Annotated in this window: 15 protein-coding genes; 4 read left to right on the top strand and 11 right to left on the bottom strand. The window is 68.9% G+C overall.

The features are described 5' to 3' along the window. Position 1 precedes the first annotated feature (1 nt). Complete coding sequence (locus DTQ71_RS09260) at positions 2-997, top strand: Ldh family oxidoreductase (RefSeq protein WP_109564015.1); 996 nt, start codon at positions 2-4, stop codon at positions 995-997. A gap of 63 nt (positions 998-1,060) precedes the next feature. Here the strand turns inward: DTQ71_RS09260 and DTQ71_RS09255 are convergent, their stop codons facing one another. The 5 genes from DTQ71_RS09255 to DTQ71_RS09235 form a co-directional block, all read right to left on the bottom strand. After that, a complete protein-coding gene (locus DTQ71_RS09255) occupies positions 1,061-2,074 on the bottom strand; it encodes a GGDEF domain-containing protein (RefSeq protein ID WP_109564014.1) in 1,014 nt (337 codons plus the stop codon). Then, positions 2,074-2,658 (bottom strand): heme NO-binding domain-containing protein, encoded by a 585-nt coding sequence (locus DTQ71_RS09250; RefSeq protein ID WP_170125378.1) that lies wholly within the window; start codon positions 2,656-2,658, stop codon positions 2,074-2,076. Before DTQ71_RS09250 ends, DTQ71_RS09255 begins: the two co-directional genes overlap by 1 nt. Positions 2,659-2,749: 91 nt before the next feature. Continuing rightward, complete coding sequence (locus DTQ71_RS09245; protein WP_109564012.1) at positions 2,750-4,315, bottom strand: trimethylamine methyltransferase family protein; 1,566 nt, start codon at positions 4,313-4,315, stop codon at positions 2,750-2,752. Positions 4,316-4,401: 86 nt separating this feature from the next. After that, positions 4,402-5,112 carry an HAD family hydrolase gene (locus DTQ71_RS09240; protein ID WP_109564011.1) on the bottom strand — a complete coding sequence of 237 codons (711 nt, stop codon included), beginning with the start codon at positions 5,110-5,112 and terminating at the stop codon, positions 4,402-4,404. Positions 5,113-5,114: 2 nt separating this feature from the next. Beyond that, the gene (locus DTQ71_RS09235; protein ID WP_245947369.1) at positions 5,115-6,020 is read right to left on the bottom strand and encodes a transglycosylase SLT domain-containing protein; all 906 of its coding nucleotides are present in this window, start codon (positions 6,018-6,020) and stop codon (positions 5,115-5,117) included. Positions 6,021-6,302: 282 nt separating this feature from the next. Between DTQ71_RS09235 and gatB the strand changes: the two genes are divergently transcribed. Continuing rightward, complete coding sequence (gene gatB / locus DTQ71_RS09230; RefSeq protein ID WP_109564010.1) at positions 6,303-7,817, top strand: Asp-tRNA(Asn)/Glu-tRNA(Gln) amidotransferase subunit GatB; 1,515 nt, start codon at positions 6,303-6,305, stop codon at positions 7,815-7,817. A gap of 105 nt (positions 7,818-7,922) precedes the next feature. Here gatB and eda read toward each other — a convergent pair whose 3' ends face one another. The 3 genes from eda to hisI form a co-directional block, all read right to left on the bottom strand. Beyond that, the gene (gene eda / locus DTQ71_RS09225) at positions 7,923-8,558 is read right to left on the bottom strand and encodes a bifunctional 4-hydroxy-2-oxoglutarate aldolase/2-dehydro-3-deoxy-phosphogluconate aldolase (protein WP_109564009.1); all 636 of its coding nucleotides are present in this window, start codon (positions 8,556-8,558) and stop codon (positions 7,923-7,925) included. Positions 8,559-8,611: 53 nt separating this feature from the next. After that, positions 8,612-10,417, bottom strand: coding sequence for a phosphogluconate dehydratase (gene edd / locus DTQ71_RS09220; RefSeq protein ID WP_109564008.1), 1,806 nt, complete (start codon positions 10,415-10,417; stop codon positions 8,612-8,614). Between the two features lie 333 nt (positions 10,418-10,750). Further along, positions 10,751-11,110 carry a phosphoribosyl-AMP cyclohydrolase gene (gene hisI, locus DTQ71_RS09215; RefSeq protein ID WP_109564007.1) on the bottom strand — a complete coding sequence of 120 codons (360 nt, stop codon included), beginning with the start codon at positions 11,108-11,110 and terminating at the stop codon, positions 10,751-10,753. 67 nt (positions 11,111-11,177) lie between these two features. On the opposite strand from hisI, the gene DTQ71_RS09210 reads away from it, so the two are divergent. Both DTQ71_RS09210 and DTQ71_RS09205 read left to right on the top strand, forming a co-directional pair. Continuing rightward, on the top strand, positions 11,178-11,633 hold the full coding sequence (locus DTQ71_RS09210; RefSeq protein ID WP_109564006.1) for an iron-sulfur cluster assembly scaffold protein: 456 nt from the start codon (positions 11,178-11,180) through the stop codon (positions 11,631-11,633). A 53-nt stretch (positions 11,634-11,686) separates the two neighbouring features. Then, positions 11,687-13,099, top strand: coding sequence for a methyl-accepting chemotaxis protein (locus tag DTQ71_RS09205; protein ID WP_109564005.1), 1,413 nt, complete (start codon positions 11,687-11,689; stop codon positions 13,097-13,099). A 315-nt stretch (positions 13,100-13,414) separates the two neighbouring features. Here the strand turns inward: DTQ71_RS09205 and DTQ71_RS24595 are convergent, their stop codons facing one another. The 3 genes from DTQ71_RS24595 to ligA all read right to left on the bottom strand — a co-directional run bounded on the left by DTQ71_RS24595 (position 13,415) and on the right by ligA (position 17,966). Further along, complete coding sequence (locus DTQ71_RS24595; RefSeq protein ID WP_281271232.1) at positions 13,415-13,540, bottom strand: hypothetical protein; 126 nt, start codon at positions 13,538-13,540, stop codon at positions 13,415-13,417. Positions 13,541-13,647: 107 nt separating this feature from the next. Continuing rightward, positions 13,648-15,732 (bottom strand): ATP-dependent DNA helicase RecG, encoded by a 2,085-nt coding sequence (gene recG, locus DTQ71_RS09200; RefSeq protein WP_109564004.1) that lies wholly within the window; start codon positions 15,730-15,732, stop codon positions 13,648-13,650. After that, a complete protein-coding gene (ligA, locus tag DTQ71_RS09195) occupies positions 15,729-17,966 on the bottom strand; it encodes an NAD-dependent DNA ligase LigA (RefSeq protein ID WP_245947367.1) in 2,238 nt (745 codons plus the stop codon). The genes recG and ligA overlap by 4 nt, the downstream gene beginning before the upstream one ends. Positions 17,967-18,010: the final 44 nt, after the last annotated feature.

Genomic DNA, 18,010 nt, shown 5'->3' with positions numbered 1-18,010 from the left:
CATGCCCGTCCTCACCCTGACCGAGATCGAAGACCTGGCCTTCGACGCCTTGACCGCTGCGGGCACCACCGCGGCCAATGCCCGCCCGCTGGCGAAGGCCACCGCCGAGACCGAGGCCGAGGGCATCGCAAGCCATGGGCTGGCCTATATCCCGGTCTATTGCGAGCATGTCCGCTGCGGCAAGGTCGATGGCGCGGCCGTGCCCGTGGTGGAGATGGCGGCGCCGGGGATGGTGCGGGTCGACGCGGCGACGGGATTTGCCCACCCCGCGATCGCCGCCGGCTTTCCATCGCTGATCGACGCGGCCCGCACGAACGGCATCGCGGCACTCGCGATCCGCGAGAGCTATAACTGCGGCGTGCTCGGCCTGCACACGCGGCGCTTGGCGGAAGCGGGGCTGACGGCGTTGGGCTTCACCAATGCGCCCGCCTCCATCGCACCCTCCGGCGGGCGAACGCCGGTGGTGGGCACCAATCCGATCTCGCTCGCCGTGCCGGACGGCGCAGGCGGCACGGCGCTGCTGATCGACCAATCGGCCAGCGCCATCGCCAAGTCGGAAGTCATGAAGCACGCGCGCGAAGGGAAGCCCATCCCCGAGGGCTGGGCGCTGGACCCCGAGGGCCGGCCGACCACAGACCCGGAGCTTGGGCTCAAGGGCTCGATGGCGCCGGCGGGGGGCTATAAGGGGGTCGGGCTGGCGCTGATCGTCGAGACGATGGCGGCGGCGATGACCGGAGCGGTGCTCGGACGGGACGCCTCGCCCTTTTCGGGGCCGGTCGGCGGGCCGCCGCGGACCGGACAGTTCTTTCTTGCCATCGACCCAGAGGCCAGCGGCGGCGCGGCGGCCCGCACGCAGATCGACGCGCTGGTCGGCGCGGTGCGCGCCGCGCCGGGCGCGCGTCTGCCGGGCGACGGGCGGCGAACCAAGCGGGACGCAGCGCTCCGGCACGGCGTCGAGGTCGCGCAGGCGACCCTGGACCGGATCGCGGCCCTCTGACGCCCCGGGGCCTGGGCCGATTGCGGGCCGCGGGCGAGCCGTCACGGGGGCCGCGCAATTCTGTCAGTGGGCGCTCCCCGGCTCGATCGCGGTGGGACGGGCGACATTGTAGCGCGCCCGGCCCTGATTTTTGGAGGCATAGAGCGCCGTATCGAGATCTCCGATCAACTGGTCGGGGTCGAGACGGTCGTAGAACTCCGACAGGGTGATCCCGATACTGCCGGAGATCCGGCATTCGCAGCCCTGGTAGAGGATCGGATGCTCGAGTTCGGAGATGATGCGCACGGCAATGGCCTGCATCAGTGCGAGATCGGTGCAGCCCTCCAGCAGGATCATGAACTCATCCCCGCCCACGCGCGCGACCATGTCCCCATCGCGGACCTGGCGGGCGAGGATGCGGCCGACCTCGGCCAGGACGAAATCGCCGGCGGCATGGCCCAGCCGGTCGTTGATCGCCTTGAAGTAATCCAAGTCGAGATGCATCAGCCCGAAAGGCGGCCCCTCGGGATCGGATAGTTCGCCCAGGCGCCGGTCCAGCGCCCGGCGGTTGCTGAGACCGGTCAGCTTGTCGGTGATCGCCTGCCGCTCGGCCTCGCTGCGGGCGCGGCGCAGTTGATCGTCCTGGCGCGCATGCTCGGCAAGGACGACGCGGCGGGCCTCCAGCAGGAACAGCACCTCGACGGTCAGGTCGAACTCCGCCAGATCCCGGGCGGTCAGCCCATGACGGGCCACCGCTTCGGCGATATCGGCCCCGAAATAGGGCACCAGCAGCAGCCACTCGGTCCCCACCGGATAGACGACGCCGCGCATCCGGGTCGGGGCGCGGCCCGGGGGGACGTTCCGTTCCTCCGTGAGGCGCAGATCCAGCCGCTCACCGATATGCGCGCGCAGATCCGCCGCAGTCGCGATCCCGGCCGGACGGCGCAGGTCGATCACATCGAACAGCGACCGGCCCCGCGCCCCCGGGGCGATCCGCTCGAAGCTGCGCCCGACATTGGCGATCCGGCCCGCCCGATCCATCAGCAGATGAAACGGCACCAGCGCGTCCAGCAGATCGCTTTCGATCGACAGCCGCATCAGGCGCCCGACAGCGCGAAGGCCGTCGGCTCATGAAAATGCTCCTCGAAGAGGCGGACGGAGATCGACTCGCTCCATCCCCCGTCCTCGGGCCAACGCTCCCCTTCGTCGATGAGCACCAGGGCGCCGTATTCGCTGGCGAGAACGCGCAAAACGCCGGTCAGCACGCCGCTGGCCCCCGGATGCGACCAATGGGAGCGCACCTCATAGCGGTCTTCGCCCACCGGATGCAGGCTGAAACTCGGCAGGGTCAAATCGGGCAGCGCCATGCGCGCGCGCGCGTCGATCTCGTCCAAGGAGTATAGAAAATCGCGAAACGTTTCACCGCAGAAGCGGAACAGGCGGCGCACGGCCTCCAGCGGCGGATGGGTGCAGATGAAGGTGCCGACATCCTCCATGACGCCGGTCTCGGGCTGGTCCAGCAGTGTGGCGGCGGCCGTCAGAACCCGCGCGAAGACGGCATCGTCATAGCAGCGCATCGTCTCGAAGCACGGCTCCCGCAAGCCGGCCATTCGGCGCACCCGTTCCCACAGGTCGGGGCCGTGGCTGGAGATCAGGAACGCCTCCAGAGATTTGCAGATCATGCCATGCATCGGAACCGCGCAACGGGAACGGGTCGCTCTGCTTTGCCCGACAGGTCTTGATAAGCCGTTAAGGCTGCGCCCCCGGCGCGGATCAGAAGTCGGTCGGCGCGCCGCCCTCGCGCTTGCGGCGGGCGACGAACTCCGAGAGCTCCTCGCGGATCGCCGGGTCCATGGGTGGCGCCTCGAAAGCGTCGATGATCCTGCGGGAGAGGGTATAGGCCCGCTCCGCCGTCCAGATGGCGCCGGCGGCGTCCCAGGCCTCCCAGTTGCGCCAGTCGGACAGGAAAGGCTGGTAGAACGCGGTCTGATAGCGCTCCTGGGTGTGCGGCGTGCCAAAATAGTGCCCCTCGGGCCCCACCGCGCGCACGGCATCGACGGCGATATCCTCCTCGGTGGTGGCCCAGAGCGCAGGGTCGAAATAGCGCTGGATCTGCTGCAAAACCTCGCAATCCATCACGAATTTCTCGGGGCTGGCGATCAGCCCACCCTCCAGCCAGCCCGCCGCGTGATAGACGAAATTCGATCCGGATTGCACCGCCGCCCAGAGCGACTGCCCCGTCTCCCACATGGCCTGTCCGTCGGGGACATTGGCCGCGCAGACGCCGGAAGACCGCACCGGCAGCCCGTAGAATCGCGCCATCTGCCCCGTCATCTGCGTCGCGCGCATATATTCCGGCGTACCGAAGGCGGGCGCGCCGGACTTCATGTCTACATTGGAGGTGAAGGTGCCGATCACCACCGGACAGCCCGGCGCGATCCATTGCAGCAGCGAGATGGCCGCGATCCCCTCCGCGAGGCTCAGCGTCACGGCCCCCGCCATCGTCACCGGCGCCATGGCCCCGGCCAGCGTAAAGGGCGTCACGATCACCGGCTGGCCCCGCCGCGCGTGCAGCATCGCGCCCTCCAGCATCGGGAAGTCGTGCTTGAGCGGGCTGACGGAGTTGATGTTGGTGTACATCCGAGGCTGAGCCTCGAACTCCTCATGGGTCAGCCCGCCCGCGATGCGGACCATCTCCATCACGTCCTCGACCCGCTCGCGGCCCAGCGAATAGGCGTGCATCACCTTGTCCGACAGGGTGAGCTTTTCGAACAGGCAGTCCAGATGGCGGACCGAGGCATGGATCTCGATCGGCTCGACCGGATAGCCGCCGGCGAAATGGATGCAATTGAAGTGCTGCGTGAGCTTCATCAGGTCGCGGAACCGGAGCATGGAGCCCGATTGCTTGCGCGTATGGATGTCCCAGTAGTTCGGCGGGCTGGAGACATTGCCGAAGGCCATGTAGCCCTCGCCCACACGCAAGGCATGGGCCGGGTTGCGCGGCGTGAGGGTGAAGGATGCGGGCGCGCGGGACAGCATCTCGGTCACGAAATCGGCGTCCATGCGCACATTCGTCCCCTCGACCCGGCAGCCGGCCGCCTTGAGATGGCCCAGCGCCTCGGGGTTCAGGAACTCGATCCCGATCTCGGAAAGGATCCGCAGGACGCCCCGGTGAATGGCCTGCACGCCCTCGGCATCGAGGGGCTCGACGGGCGGATCGGGGTTCCGAGGTTGGCGAAAGGGCATCTGCTCGTGCACGGCTGTCCCGGCGCGTTCGGCATGGCCCCTCCGTCCCCCGGCGCGGCGACGGCGCGGTGCGGTGATGTCAATTCCGTCCATAAGCCCCTCCTGTTCCGTTCAGGATGGGCGCGGTTGGGGGGCGGAACTTGGCGCGTTGCGACGGGGAATGTCGCTTTCGGCGCGGATCAGGCCGCCTGTGTCTGCGCGTCGAGCCAGGCGGGCAAGGCGCGGATGTCGTCCAGCACCGTTTCGGCGTGGGGCGCCAGGGCCGCGCGGTCCAGCGTGCCGGTCGTCACCGCCACCGCGCGCATCCCCGCCCCGGCGGCGGCGCGCAGATCGGTCATGCCATCGCCGACCAGCACGATCTCCCGCGGAGAGAGGCCCAGACCCTCGGCAAAGGCAAGCGCGCCACCGGGATCGGGCTTGGCCCCATAGCCATCGTCGCAGGCGATGACCCGGTCGAGATGGGGCAGCGCGCCCAGCTCCCCCAGATGCTTGCGGGCTTCGGCGGCGTCGGCATTGGTCAGCACGCCCAGCGCCAGGCCGCGCGCGCGCAAGCCCGCCAGATAGGGGTCCAACGGCGTGACCACGACCTGCGCGACATGATGAACCCGCGCCCGCCACCAGGCCTCGACCCGCGGCAGTGGCCAGCCCAGCGCATCCGACAGATGCGCGGCCGTCTCGGCATTGGTCGCCGTGACGAAGCGGCCGTCGGGGCGGATGCGACCGCTGGCGAGGTCGATCCCGACGATCCCGGCGTAGTGATCCGCGTCGCCGCCGGTCTCGTCGGCGAGTTCCCGGATGGCGGAGACCATCCAGGTCTCCCAGGTGGCGCGGAAATCGGTGAAGGTGCCGTCCTTGTCGAAAAGGACGGCCCGGATCGGCGGTGGGGTCATCGTCAGCCGTCGGCCGCCGCGACCTCGAAGCTTGGCCAGAGCGGCCCGCGCGGGGCCAGGACCTCCTTGTCGAGCTCCCAGGCGACGAACATCGGCACGACCATTCCTTCGCCCGCCGGATCGCCAAGCCAGTCGGGACGCTCCACCGGGCGCGCAGACTTGTGCAACCCGTTGCAGAACGGCTGCCGGTTGAGCCAGCGGCGCATGTCCTCGCGCTTGCGCGTGGAATGGAACGGCCCCCAATCGGCCGCCACGCCGCGATAGCCGCGTGCCACCACGCCGTCGCGCGGCACGGTCACGTTGAGGATCCGCACAGCGCAGGACATGTTCAGCTCGCCGTTCTTCAGCGCCTCGCCGGTGCGCGCCTGGCAGCCATAGCCCCGTGCGGTCGCGGGCAGGATCTGGACCAGACCGTACCACAGGCCCCCGCCGCCCACGGCATGAGGGCGATAGGTGCTCTCGTGCTTGGAGAGGGTCGATAGCAACCCGGCCCAGAACGCCTTCCGCCCCCAGCGGTCGGCATCGACATAGGCGGGGCACCACTGGGCGATGTCGCGCGGCACGGTCTCGATCAAGCGCTGGCCATGGGTGTCCATCGCGCGCATCGCCGCCCGCGTCCAACGCGAAGCGCCTTCCACATGGTCCCACCGCAGGTCGGGAAGTTCTTCGGCCACGGCATGAGCGGCGGCAGGCCGAACGACGGGCCGTGCCGACATGCTCGGAGCGATCGTCTCCGCCGGCGCGGAGGACATGGCAGGGGACGGATCGACAAGGCGGCTCACCGCGGCCACGGTCAAGGTCTCGGTGCGCGGCACCGGCATGGGTTCGGCAACGGCCGCCGTGCCGAGCACGCAGCCGAAAGCAACAAGCGCGGCCGCTTTCAGCGGGCTCACGGTTCGTTTCGTCATTTAGGCACCCCCAGGTGTCGTCTCTTCTTTCGACCGTGCGGGCGTCCACACACCGCTCCCCAGCGGCATCGCTTCGCGCCGGTCGTGAGAATCAGCCGCAAGTTTGCAGACGGCGCCTGATTCTCGGGGCGGTTATCACCGCAAGATCCCTCAGACAAAACATGCAAGGGCGCGAAGTCCCCGAACCGGCCTTTTCCCGCCCATCGGACCCATCTGCGCTTGACCGTTGAAGCCCCGGCGCGCCCGGTCTAAGCGGGGCGTCGACTGTCCATGGAGGCCCCGATGCTCGACCTGACCTATGACGCCCCCAAGCCCAAGGTAATCGCCGGAGAGAAAGGCGACTGGGAGCTGGTCATCGGCATGGAAGTCCACGCCCAGGTCGCCTCGAACTCCAAGCTGTTCTCCGGCGCCTCCACCCGCTTCGGCGCGGAGCCTAATTCCAACGTGGCTTTCGTGGACGCGGGCATGCCCGGGATGCTGCCGGTCATCAACGAGTTCTGCGTGGCCCAGGCGGTGCGCACCGGGCTCGGGCTCAAGGCGGAGATCCATCTGCGCTCCGCCTTCGACCGCAAGAATTACTTCTACCCGGACCTGCCGCAGGGCTATCAGATCAGCCAACTCTACCACCCGATCGTCGGCGAGGGCGAGGTGCTGGTCGAGATGGGCGACGGGACGGCCCGGACCGTCCGGATCGAGCGCATCCACCTGGAGCAGGACGCCGGCAAGTCGATCCACGACATGGACCCGGCCATGTCCTTCGTCGATCTCAACCGCACCGGCGTCGCCCTGATGGAGATCGTCTCGCGCCCCGACATCCGCGGCCCCGAAGAGGCCGCCGCCTATATCGTCAAGCTGCGCCAGATCATGCGCTATCTCGGCACCTGCGACGGCAACATGCAGAACGGCAACCTGCGGGCGGACGTCAACGTCTCGGTCTGCAAGCCGGGCGATTACGAGAAATATCAGGCGACCCAGGACTTCTCCCATCTGGGCACGCGCTGCGAGATCAAGAACATGAACTCGATGCGCTTCATCCAGCAGGCCATCGACTATGAGGCGCGCCGCCAGATCGCGATCCTGGAGGCGGGCGGAAAGGTCGAGCAGGAGACGCGGCTCTACGACGTCGAAAAGGGCGAGACCCGGTCCATGCGCTCCAAGGAGGAGGCGCATGACTACCGCTACTTCCCCTGCCCCGACCTGCTACCCCTGGAGATCGAGCAAGCCTGGGTCGACGACATCGCCGAGAACCTGCCCGAACTGCCCGACCAGAAGAAGGCGCGCTTCATGGCCGATTTCGGCCTCTCGGATTATGACGCCTCGGTGCTGACGGCGGATACCGCCGACGCGGCCTATTTCGAGGCCGTCGCGGCCGCGGCCGGCGACGGCAAGCTGGCGGCGAATTGGGTCATCAACGACCTCTTCGGCCGCCTCAAGGTCGATGAGAAGGACGTATCTACCTCGCCGATCTCAGCCGAGCAGCTGGGCGGCATCATCCAGCTGATCCGCTCGGACGCCATCTCCGGCAAGATCGCCAAGGAGCTGTTCGAGATAGTCTATACCGAAGGCGGCGACCCGGCGGAGATCGTCGAGGCCCGCGGCATGAAGCAGGTGACCGATACCGGCGCCATCGAGGCCGCCGTGGACGAAATCATCGCCGCCAACCCCGCCCAGGTCGAAAAGGCCCAGCAGAACCCCAAGCTCGCGGGCTGGTTCGTGGGCCAGGTGATGAAGGCGACGGGCGGCAAGGCCAACCCCAAGGCTGTCAACGCGGTGGTGGCGCAAAAGCTGGGCCTCTGACCCGACGCGCCACCTGTCTTTCTTCCCTGCTTCAATATCCCGGGGGTCCGGGGGCTGGCCCCCGGTCCCGCCCCATCGGCCAGGATCTCCGACCGCGCCGGCGCGCTACCGCGCCGCCGCCTCCCGGGCAAGCGCCTCGATCCCGGCCCAATCCCCCGCCGCCATCTTGTCCTTGGGCGCGACCCAGGAGCCGCCAACGCAGACCACGTTGGACAGGGACAGATAATCGTCCTTGTTGGCCGGGCTGACGCCGCCCGTCGGGCACCAGGTAATCTGCGGGATCGGCGCGCCGATGGCCTTCAGCGCGGGCGCGCCGCCGGACGCCTCGGCCGGGAAGAACTTGAGCATGTCGAAGCCCTTCTCCAGCAGCACCATCGCTTCCGTCGCGGTGGCCGCGCCGGGCAGCAGCGGCAGATCCTCGTCGATGCAGGCTTGCAGCAGCCGGTCCGTCGCGCCGGGCGACACGCCGAAGGTCGCGCCCGCGGCCTTGGCCGCCTTCACGTCTTCGGGCGTCAGCAGCGTCCCGGCTCCGACGATCCCGCCCGGCACCGCGGCCATGGCGCGGATGCAATCGAGCGCCGCGGGGGTGCGCAGCGTCACCTCCAAGGCAGGCAGGCCGCCCGCCACCAGCGCCTCGGCCAGCGGCGCGGCCTGGCTAGCATCGTCAAGGACGAGAACGGGAATGACGGGCGCGCGGGCGGCGATGTCGCGGGCGGCGCGGGACTGATCGGCTGGGGTCATGATGCGTCTCCGTAATGGCTGTGGCGGGACGGGGGTGGAGGAGGATCGAACGATCAGACGACGACCCCCGCGCCCCGGTCCGAGCGGCCGGCGGTCTGGCGGAACACCTCGAAGAGTTCCCGCCCGATCCCGTGGGAATTGGCCGAAAGGTCCGGCACGACGGGTTCGCGCGCCTCGACCCCTTCGGTCAGGCAGGCCAGCACGCCTTCGGTCGCGTCATAGCGGATCACGTCCCCATCGCGCAGCTTGGCGAGCAGCCCACCATCCAGCGCCTCGGGCGCGACATGGATGGCCGAGGGCACCTTGCCCGACGCGCCCGACATGCGCCCATCGGTCACCAGCGCCACCTTGTGTCCCCGCTGCTGCACCACCGAGAGCGCCGGCGTCAGCGCGTGCAGTTCCGGCATCCCGTTGGCACGCGGCCCCTGGAAGCGCAGCACGACGATTACGTCGCGATCCAGCTCTCCGGCCTTGAAGGCGGCCTTCACCTCTTCCTGGCTGTGGAAGACGGCACAGGGTGCCTCGATCACGTGATGCTCGGGCGCAACGGCACTGATCTTGGTGACGCCATGGCCCAGATTGCCGCGCATCTGCTTGAGCCCGCCGGTCGGCTGGAACGGATCCTCCGGCGAGCGCAGGATCTTTTCGTTCTGGCTCTCGCGCGGGCCCGGCTCCCAGACGAGGCGGTCGTCCTTGAGCTTGGGCTCCTGCGCATAGGCCGACAGGCCCTGCCCCGCGACGGTCTGCACGTCCTCATGCAGCAGCCCCGCCTCCAGCAGATGGCCGATCATGTAGGGCAGCCCGCCCGCCGCGTGGAAATGGTTCACGTCCGCCAGACCGTTCGGATAGACGCGCGCCATCAGAGGCGTGGTCTCGGAGAGGGCATCGAAGTCGCCGCAGGTCAGTTGCACGCCGGAGGCGCGGGCCATGGCGATAAGATGCAAGACGAGGTTCGTCGAGCCGCCGGTCGCCATCAGGCCGACCAGACCGTTCACCCAAGCCTTCTCGTCCAGCACGTCGCAAACCGGCGTATAGGCATTGCCCAGCGCCGTGATCTCGGTCGCCCGCCGCGCCGCCTCGTCGGTCAGCGCGTCGCGCAGCGGCGTGCCCGGATTCACGAAGGAAGCGCCCGGCAGGTGCAGCCCCATGAACTCCATCAGCATCTGGTTGGAGTTGGCCGTCCCGTAGAAGGTGCAGGTGCCCGGCCCGTGATAGGAGGCCATTTCCGCCTCCATCAGCTTCTCCCGCCCGATCTTGCCTTCGGCAAAATCGCGGCGGACCTTGGCCTTCTCGTCATTGGGCAGACCGGAGGTCATGGGACCGGCGGGCACGAAGATACCGGGCAGGTAGCCGAAAGTCGCGGCGGCGATGACGAGGCCCGGCACGATCTTGTCGCAGATGCCGAGATAGAGCGCCGAGTCGAAGGTGTTGTGGCTGAGCGCTACGCCGGTGGCGAGCGCGATCACGTCACGGGAAAAGAGGCTGAGCTCCATTCCCTTCTGGCCCTGGGTGACCCCGTCACACATGGCAGGCACGCCACCCGCGACCTGCGCCGTGGCACCGGCGGCCCGGGCGGCCGCCTTGATGCGGTCGGGATAATCCTTGAACGGCTGATGCGCGCTCAGCATGTCGTTATAGGCGGTGACGATCCCGATATTGGGCACCCGGTCGGCAACGAGGTCACCCTTCTGCTCGCCCATGGCGGCATAGGCATGGGCCTGGTTGCCGCAGTCGAGATGGGCGCGGCGCGGGCCCTCTTCGGCCTGAGCGCGCATCCGGGCCAGATAGGCGGATCGGGTTTCGTGCGACCGTTCGCGGATCGTGTCGGTGATACGGTCGATTCGTGCGTCGAGCGGCATGACATGTCTCCCTTCGCGGTCCAAATGCATAGTTAGCGCTAACAGTTCAAGCCTGAAAGCTGATGTCTCGCGGTTTACGCGGCAAGAGGACCCAAGGACAGCGCCCGCACGCTCCGCCCGGCCGACGCGGCGCGCCCCGACCCGGACGCCCTGCGCCGCGATCTGGCTGACGGCTGGCTCTGGGGCTTCGCTTTCGGCTACGCCCTCCTGCTGCATTCAACGGCCATGGCACAGTTCGGAACGCACGGCGCGGGCCTGCTACGAGACGGCGGGATATGCTTTCACGTCATCGACCTTTTGGCGGTTCAGGAAGGAATTGAAGCCTCCGGCCACTCAGCCCATCGGCGCCATCAGTTCCACTTCGTCACCCTCCGCGACCGAGGTGTAGAAGCACACGCGCCGGCCCGTATGGCACGCCGGCCCGGTCTGGCGCACCACCGCCAGCAGGCAATCGCGGTCGCAATCCACCCGCAGATCGACCAGCGTCTGGACATGGCCCGAGGTCTCGCCCTTGACCCAGAACGCCTGGCGCGACCGCGACCAATAGGTCACCCGCCGCGTCTCCAGGGTCCGCGCCACGGCCTCGGCGTTCATCCAGGCCAGCATCAGCACCTCGCCCGTCTCTTCCTCTTGCGCGATGCAGGGGATCAGGCCCCGGTCGTCATAGCGCAGCGTCGCGGGATCGAAGGACATGCGGTCACCTTTCCAACTGGGGGTCGGATCGCTACGTAAAGAGGGCGCCAAGCGAAAGGAAGCCGCCATGGCCGATGCCGACCTGATCAAGCTCTATTCCGGCCGCATCCTGGAACTGGCGGCCGACATGCCCGCGACCGAACCGCTGGAGGCGCCGCAGGCGACGGTTCGCAAGCGGTCGCCGCTTTGCGGCTCGACCGTGACGGTCTCTCTGAACATGGCCGAAGGCCGCATCACCGACTACGCGCAGGACGTGAAAGCCTGCGCGCTCGGGCAGGCCTCGGCCTCGGTCTCGGGCCGGGTGATGATCGGACGCAGCCTGGACGAGGTGCGCACCGCCCGCGATCAGCTCCGCGCCATGCTCCGCGACGGCGGGCCGGTGCCCGACGCGCCGTTCGATGGGTTGGAGGTGCTGACGCCGGCGCGCGATTACCGCAATCGCCACGCCTCGATCCTGCTCGCGCTCGATGCGACCGTCGCCGCGATGGAGCAGCTTTCCGAGGCAAGCTTAACCGCGCCGTAACCCCCGGTCTGCTACGCCGGTTCCGTGCGGGACCAGGTGAGGGGACGCAGCCGATGGCATCTTCCGTGGCGCGGGCCGTGTCCGCCCCTGCCCCGTTCGACGGGTTATCGCAACGGATCGTCCCATTGGGCTATCTGGTCGTGGAGACTCTGGCCTTTCTCGACGGGCTCGAAGCACGCAGCGCGGCGAATCTCTCCGATGTGGAGACGCTACGCGCGGTCGGGAACCACATCAGCCACGCCATCGCCGAGGTCGGCGCGGGCATGGCGCAGCTCTCCGCCGCCGCCAGCGAAGCGGAGAACGCCGCCGCTGAGCGGCTGGAGGCGATTGCGGTCAGTTCCGAGCGGCTCCGGCGCCTTGGCGAGTGGGGCACCGGCATCTCCGCCCGCACCGACGCGCTCGATCATGTGCTGGCCGAGATCGTCGCCGCCAATGGGCAGATCGGACGGATCACGCGGCAGGTGAACATCCTCGCGGTGAATGCGTCGATCGAGGCTGCGCGGGCGGGCGAGGCCGGGCGCGGCTTCGCCATCGTGGCCGATGCCATCAAGGAACTCTCCCGTCAGACCGCTCAGGCCGCCAGCGGCGTGGAGGAGTCCATCGCGTCGCTCGACGACTGGACCCGCATGATGCGCGACGACGCCGCCCGCTATGCCGGAGAGTTCGCAGCCGGGATCGCCGGCGCCGACGCCACGCGCCAGGTCGTGGGCCTCATCGCCAAGGAAATGACCCGCGCCCGGACCGGGATCGCGCAGGTCGAGGGGTCGATGCGCAGGTTGGATCACGACAACCAGACGGCGCAGCCGGTCTATGACGCCATCGACAGCAACGCGCACGCCGTGGCACGGGAGCTCGGCGCCGCGCGGGACCGGGCGGGCCAGATGATGGACACCTGCGAAACGCTCCTGCAACGCACCGTCGAGTCCGAGCAGGAGGGGCCGGACCATCGCTTCATCGCCTATGTGAGCGGCATGGCCGCGCGGGTGAAAGACGCGATGGAGCGTGGGCTGAACCGGGGCCTGATCGACCGCCAGGCGCTCTTTGCCTTCGACTACGCGCCCATTCCAGGCAGCAACCCGGTCCAACACGAGACCCCCTTTGCCCGCTTCATCGATTTCGCGGTTCAGGACATGCTGGAGGAGGCGTTGGAGTACGATCCGGCCGTGGTCTTCTGCGCCATCTGCGACCGGAACGGCTATATCCCCACCCATAACCGAAAGTTCTCGCATGCGCCCGGACCGGATCCGGCCTGGAACGCCGCCCATTGCCGCAACCGGCGCATCTTTTCCGACCGGGCGGGACGGAAGGCGGGGGCGAATCGCGCGCCGTTCCTGCTTCAGGTCTACCGGCGGGACATGGGGGCGGAGGGATTCGTGATGATGAAGGACATTTCGGTGCCGCTGATTGTCGCCGGGACGCATTGGGGCGGGCTGCGGATGGGCTATCGGGAGATGTCGGCGCGTTAGGCGCGGTGGGGGAGCGCTCCGTCGCAATGGTCCGGGCAGTGTCCCCGCGGGACGAGGCGGCCGAGGCTATGCGGGTGGACGGTTTCCCTCGCGCGTGAGGGCCATGCGCCGCCCCTCAAAAAAAAACCGCCGCACTCCCGAAGGGAGGCGGCGGGAAAGGTGCATCCGGTGTCGCCGGGCCGAAGGTGTCAGAGGCCTTCGGCGTCGGTCGCACCCAGGGGCAGCGGGGCGACCGAGGGGCCGGAATGGGGAACCGGCAGAGGCGGGCGAAAGGGACGCAGGCAGATTTCGGAACGGCAGACGCGTGGCGGACGCTCAGGCCACGAGGGCGGGCAGGTGCAGCAAGCTGAGCAGGAGCGTCACCAGCCAGACGCCACCGAGGACGTCGAACACCGGCTCCTGCTTGAGGAGGTGAAAAGTCTTGCGGATCGTGCGGGCCATTTTCGGTCCTCTTCACTTGCTGCTCTTGTTGCCCCTTTGTTCCAAACTGGAAACGCTCTGTAAAGAACTTTGTGAGAACAAAAGGGAACATTTTAGCTTCAGGTCGGCTAACCCACGGAAAGGAGACGCAATGCCCGGTCCTGCTCCGTCAGCCAAAGCAGCAGGCGGGCCGCCCGGCCGCGGGGGCTCTCCAGCGACGGGTCGGCCGCCAGCAAGGCGCGCGCATCGCGACTCGCCAGATCCATCAGTCCGGTCTGACGCTCCAGATCGGCGATGCGGAAGCGCGGCAGACCGGACTGCGCCGTGCCGATCACATCGCCCGCCCCGCGCAGGACCAGATCCTCCTCTGAGATCCGAAACCCGTCCTCGCTTTCGCGTAGAATGCGCAACCGCGCCTCCGCGGTCTGGCCCAGCGGCGGCTTGAACATCAGCAGGCAGGTCGACGCCGCGGCCCCCCGCCCGACTCGGCCCCTCAATTGGTGCAATTGCGCAAGGCCAAAGGTCTCCGCCCGCTCGATCACCATGATCGAGGCGTTGGGCACATCGACTCCAACCTCGATCACGGTGGTGGCGACCAGCACGCTGGTCCGGGCCGCGACGAAGTCGGCCATCGCCGCGTCCTTCTCGGCCGGAGGCATCTGACCGTGGACCAGGCCGACCACGCCCTCCCCCAGGGCCGCACGCAAGGCGCGGAACCGCTCCTCCGCGGAGGTCAGGTCCGCGACCTCGGATTCCTCGACCAGCGGGCAGACCCAATAGGCTTGGCGCCCCTCGGCCACGGCGGCGCGCAGCCGCGCGATCACATCGCCCATACGTGAGATCGGGACGGCCGAGGTCGTCACCGGCGTGCGCCCCGGCGGCTTTTCGTCCAGCACGCTCAGGTCCATGTCGCCATATTGCGTGAGCGCCAGCGAGCGCGGGATCGGCGTCGCGGTCATCACCAGCACATCGGTCCGGGCATTCTTTTCCCCCAGCAGGAGGCGCTGGCGCACCCCGAAGCGGTGCTGCTCGTCAATGACCGCAAGGCGCAGGTCGGCGAAGATCACGTCGCGCTGGAACACGGCATGGGTACCAACCAGGATCTGGATCGCGCCGGAAGCCAGCGCCTCCAGCTTCGCCGCCCGCTCCCTCCCCTTGTCGCGCCCCGTCAGCACTTCCAGCACGACGCCCGCCGCCTCAGCGAGGGGGCGCAGCCCGGCGGCGTGCTGGCGCGCCAGGATCTCGGTCGGCGCCATCAGCACCCCCTGCCCGCCCGCTTCGACCGCCGTCAGCAGCGCCATCAGCGCGACCAGCGTCTTGCCCGCGCCCACATCGCCCTGGAGCAGCCGGTTCATTCGCCGCGGCGCGGCCATGTCGGCCGCGATTTCGTCGATGCTGCGCATCTGCGCGCCGGTCGGCTGGAACGGCAGATGCGCCAAGACGCGCCGGCGCAGCCGCCCGTCGCCCTCGGTCACCTGCCCGGGGCGCGCGCGGTCGGTCGCCCGGGCCAGCGCGAGGGTCAGCTGATGAGCGAAGAGCTCGTCATAGGCCAGCCGCTGGCGCGCGGCAGCGCCCGGAGACAGATCCTTCGCGCCTGACGGATGATGCGCCTCATGCAGCGCATCGGCAAAGCCGGGCCAGCCTTTCTCGGCCAGGAGAGGCCCGTCGATCCACTCCTCCAGCGGCGGCACCCGCGTCAGCGCCGCGGCCACCGCCCGCGCCATGACCTTTGCAGTCAACCCGGCGGTCAGCGGATAAACTGGTTCATAGGCTGGCAGCGTCTCGCCTTCGGTCAGCACGTGGTCGGGATGGGGCATCTGGCCCACACCATCGTAAAGCTCGACCTTGCCGGACAGAATCCGCCGCTGTCCGGTCGGCAGCGTCCGCGCGTGCAGGTCAGGCGAGCCGCGGAAATACACGACCTGAAACCGGGTCTTCGCGTCGTCCACCTCGATCCGGTAGGGGCGCCCCCGGCTGGAGGGCGGGATGTGGCGGCCGACCGTGACCGGCACGGTGACGACACCGGGGATCGTCGCATCCCGGATGGAGGCGACGGGGGTTCGGTCGACGCCGCCGGTCGGCAAGGTGAAGATCAGGTCGCGCGGCGTGGCGATCGAGAGATTCGCCATCAGCTTGGCCGTCTTGGGCCCGACCCCGGGCAGCGTATCCAGCCCCGCAAAGAGCGGAAACAGCGCCTCGGGCCGACCGCTCATGCGCCGATCAGGGCCAGCCAGCCGTCCTCGTCCAGCATCTCGATCCCCAGCGCCTCGGCCTTGGCGCCCTTGGAACCCGCACCGGGCCCCGCAACAACCAGATCTGTCTTGGCCGAGACCGAGCCCGAGACCTTGGCGCCCAGCGCCTCGGCCCGGGCCTTGGCCTCCGCCCGCGTCATCCGCTCCAGCGAGCCGGTGAAGACGATCGTCTTGCCCGCGATGGCGCTGGCCTCGGCCACGGCTTCGGGCGGCTCGATCTCGAGCTCGGCGACCAGCGCATCGATCGCCGCCCGCTCCGGCCCCGGGGAGAGCGCGTCACAGACCGCGAGCGCCAGAGTCGCGCCGATGCCGTCGATGCCGACCAGTTCCTCCCAGGCGGCGCGGGCCGGGTCGGGGAGATCGGCCCAGACCTGCGCCCGCGTCTCGGAGATCCGGGCACGCCGCCCCTCCTCCGCCGCGGCCGCCCGCTCCGCCAGCACGGCGTCCTCGGCGGCGCGGTGCCGCTGGGCAGCGGGGGCGGCGGTATCGACGGCCTCGGCGAAGCTGTCCCAGTCCCGATAATGGCGCGCCAGGTCGCGGCCGGCGACCTCCCCAAGGTGTCGGATTCCCAATCCGAACAGCACCTTGGCAAAGGGTTGGGTCCGCGCGGCCCGGATCGCGGCGAAGAGATTCCCCGCCGAGGTCTCGCCCCAGCCCTCCAGGTTTGCGACCGTCTTGAGGCCGGTCCCGTGCCGCGCCTCCAGCGTGAAGATATCCCCCGGTGCGCGGATCCAGCCGAGGTCGTGAAACCGCTCGATCTCCTTCTCGCCCAGCCCCTCCACGTCCAGCGCCCCGCGTGACACGAGATGCTTGAGCCGGGCCGTCCGCTGCGCGGGGCAAATCAGCCCGCCGGTGCAGCGCCGCACGCTCTCTCCCGGCTCGCGGGTGGCGGGGCTGCCGCAATCGGGGCAGGTTTCGGGGAAGTCGAAGGGGACCGCGTCATCGGGCCGCGCGCTCAGATCGACATCGCGGATCTTGGGGATAACATCCCCCGCGCGATAGACCTCGACCCGGTCGCCCACGCGCAGATCCGCGCCGCCGCGGATCGGCTGCCCGTCGGAGCCGCGGCCGGCGATGTAATCTTCGTTGTGCAGCGTCGCGTTGGAGACGACGACCCCGCCCACCGTCACGGGCGCAAGGCGGGCGATCGGGCTCAGCGCGCCGGTGCGGCCGACATTGATGTCGATGCCGGTCAGGCGGGTCCAAGCGGTCTCGGCGGGGAACTTGTGGGCGATGGCCCAGCGCGGCGTGGTAGACCGGAAGCCCAGCCGCGCCTGTAGCGTGAGGTCGTCGACCTTGTAGACGACGCCGTCGATGTCATAGCCGAGCTCCGCCCGCCGGGCGGCGATGGAGCGGTAATGCGCGATCATCTCGTCCGGCCCGTCGCAGACCGCCATCGCGTCGTTGATCTGAAACCCCAGGGCGCCGAGCCGCGCCATCGCACCGGACTGGGTCTCCGCCAAGGGATCCGACAGGCTGCCCCAGCCATAGGCAAAAAAGCGCAGGGGCCGGTCGCGCGTGATTTCGGGGTTCAACTGCCGCAGCGAGCCCGCGGCGGCGTTGCGGGGGTTGGCGAAGACTTTGCCGCCCTGCGCCTCCTGCCGGGCGTTGAGAGCGGCGAAATCGGCATGGGACATATAGACCTCGCCGCGCACCTCCAGGATGTCGGGCCCCTCCGCGATCCGGCCGGGGATGTCGTCGATGGTGCGGACATTCGCGGTGACATCCTCGCCGACGGCGCCATCGCCGCGCGTCGCCGCGCGCACCAGCACCCCGTTCTCGTAGCGCACCGAAAGCGAAAGCCCGTCGATCTTGGGCTCCGCCGTGTAGGCCAGCGGCGCATCCGCGCCGAGGCCCAGATAGCGGCGAATGCGGGCATCGAACTCGGTCACGTCCGCATCGTCGAAAGCGTTGCCCAAGGAGAGCATCCGCACTTCATGCGTGACCTTGCCAAAGCCCTCGGCGGGGGCGGCCCCGACCTGCTCGCTGGGGCTGTCTGCGCGCTTGAGTTCCGGAAAGCGCGCCTCGATCTCCGCGTTGCGACGCTTGAGCGCGTCATACTCGGCATCGGTGATGCGGGGCGCGTCTTCGGTGTAGTAGTGTCGGTTCGCGCTCGCCAAAAGCTTGGCGAGCCGGTCCAACTCAGCCGCCGCGCTCTCGACGTCGAGCGCATCGATATTCAGATCAGCCGTCACATCACCCCCCGCGCCTCCGCGTGTCTTGGGGTGATATGGGTCCA

Source organism: Jannaschia seohaensis (assembly GCF_900116765.1).
GTDB lineage: Bacteria > Pseudomonadota > Alphaproteobacteria > Rhodobacterales > Rhodobacteraceae > Jannaschia > Jannaschia seohaensis.
The sequence above is the reverse complement of the archived record's forward strand: the minus strand, read 5'-3'. Positions and strand labels throughout refer to the sequence as shown.

Excerpts from the sequence above, each read along its gene's own strand:
- DTQ71_RS24595 (WP_281271232.1), bottom strand. The coding sequence starts at position 13,540 with ATGGCCCGCACGATCCGCAAGACTTTTCACCTCCTCAAGCAGGAGCCG.
- edd (WP_109564008.1), bottom strand. The coding sequence starts at position 10,417 with ATGCCGCTCGACGCACGAATCGACCGTATCACCGACACGATCCGCGAA.
- DTQ71_RS09255 (WP_109564014.1), bottom strand. The coding sequence starts at position 2,074 with ATGCGGCTGTCGATCGAAAGCGATCTGCTGGACGCGCTGGTGCCGTTT.
- DTQ71_RS09250 (WP_170125378.1), bottom strand. The coding sequence starts at position 2,658 with ATGATCTGCAAATCTCTGGAGGCGTTCCTGATCTCCAGCCACGGCCCC.
- gatB (WP_109564010.1), top strand. The coding sequence starts at position 6,303 with ATGCTCGACCTGACCTATGACGCCCCCAAGCCCAAGGTAATCGCCGGA.
- DTQ71_RS09245 (WP_109564012.1), bottom strand. The coding sequence starts at position 4,315 with ATGGACGGAATTGACATCACCGCACCGCGCCGTCGCCGCGCCGGGGGA.
- DTQ71_RS09240 (WP_109564011.1), bottom strand. The coding sequence starts at position 5,112 with ATGACCCCACCGCCGATCCGGGCCGTCCTTTTCGACAAGGACGGCACC.
- DTQ71_RS09210 (WP_109564006.1), top strand. The coding sequence starts at position 11,178 with ATGGCCGATGCCGACCTGATCAAGCTCTATTCCGGCCGCATCCTGGAA.
- recG (WP_109564004.1), bottom strand. The coding sequence starts at position 15,732 with ATGAGCGGTCGGCCCGAGGCGCTGTTTCCGCTCTTTGCGGGGCTGGAT.
- eda (WP_109564009.1), bottom strand. The coding sequence starts at position 8,558 with ATGACCCCAGCCGATCAGTCCCGCGCCGCCCGCGACATCGCCGCCCGC.
- DTQ71_RS09205 (WP_109564005.1), top strand. The coding sequence starts at position 11,687 with ATGGCATCTTCCGTGGCGCGGGCCGTGTCCGCCCCTGCCCCGTTCGAC.
- DTQ71_RS09235 (WP_245947369.1), bottom strand. The coding sequence starts at position 6,020 with ATGACGAAACGAACCGTGAGCCCGCTGAAAGCGGCCGCGCTTGTTGCT.
- DTQ71_RS09260 (WP_109564015.1), top strand. The coding sequence starts at position 2 with ATGCCCGTCCTCACCCTGACCGAGATCGAAGACCTGGCCTTCGACGCC.
- hisI (WP_109564007.1), bottom strand. The coding sequence starts at position 11,110 with ATGTCCTTCGATCCCGCGACGCTGCGCTATGACGACCGGGGCCTGATC.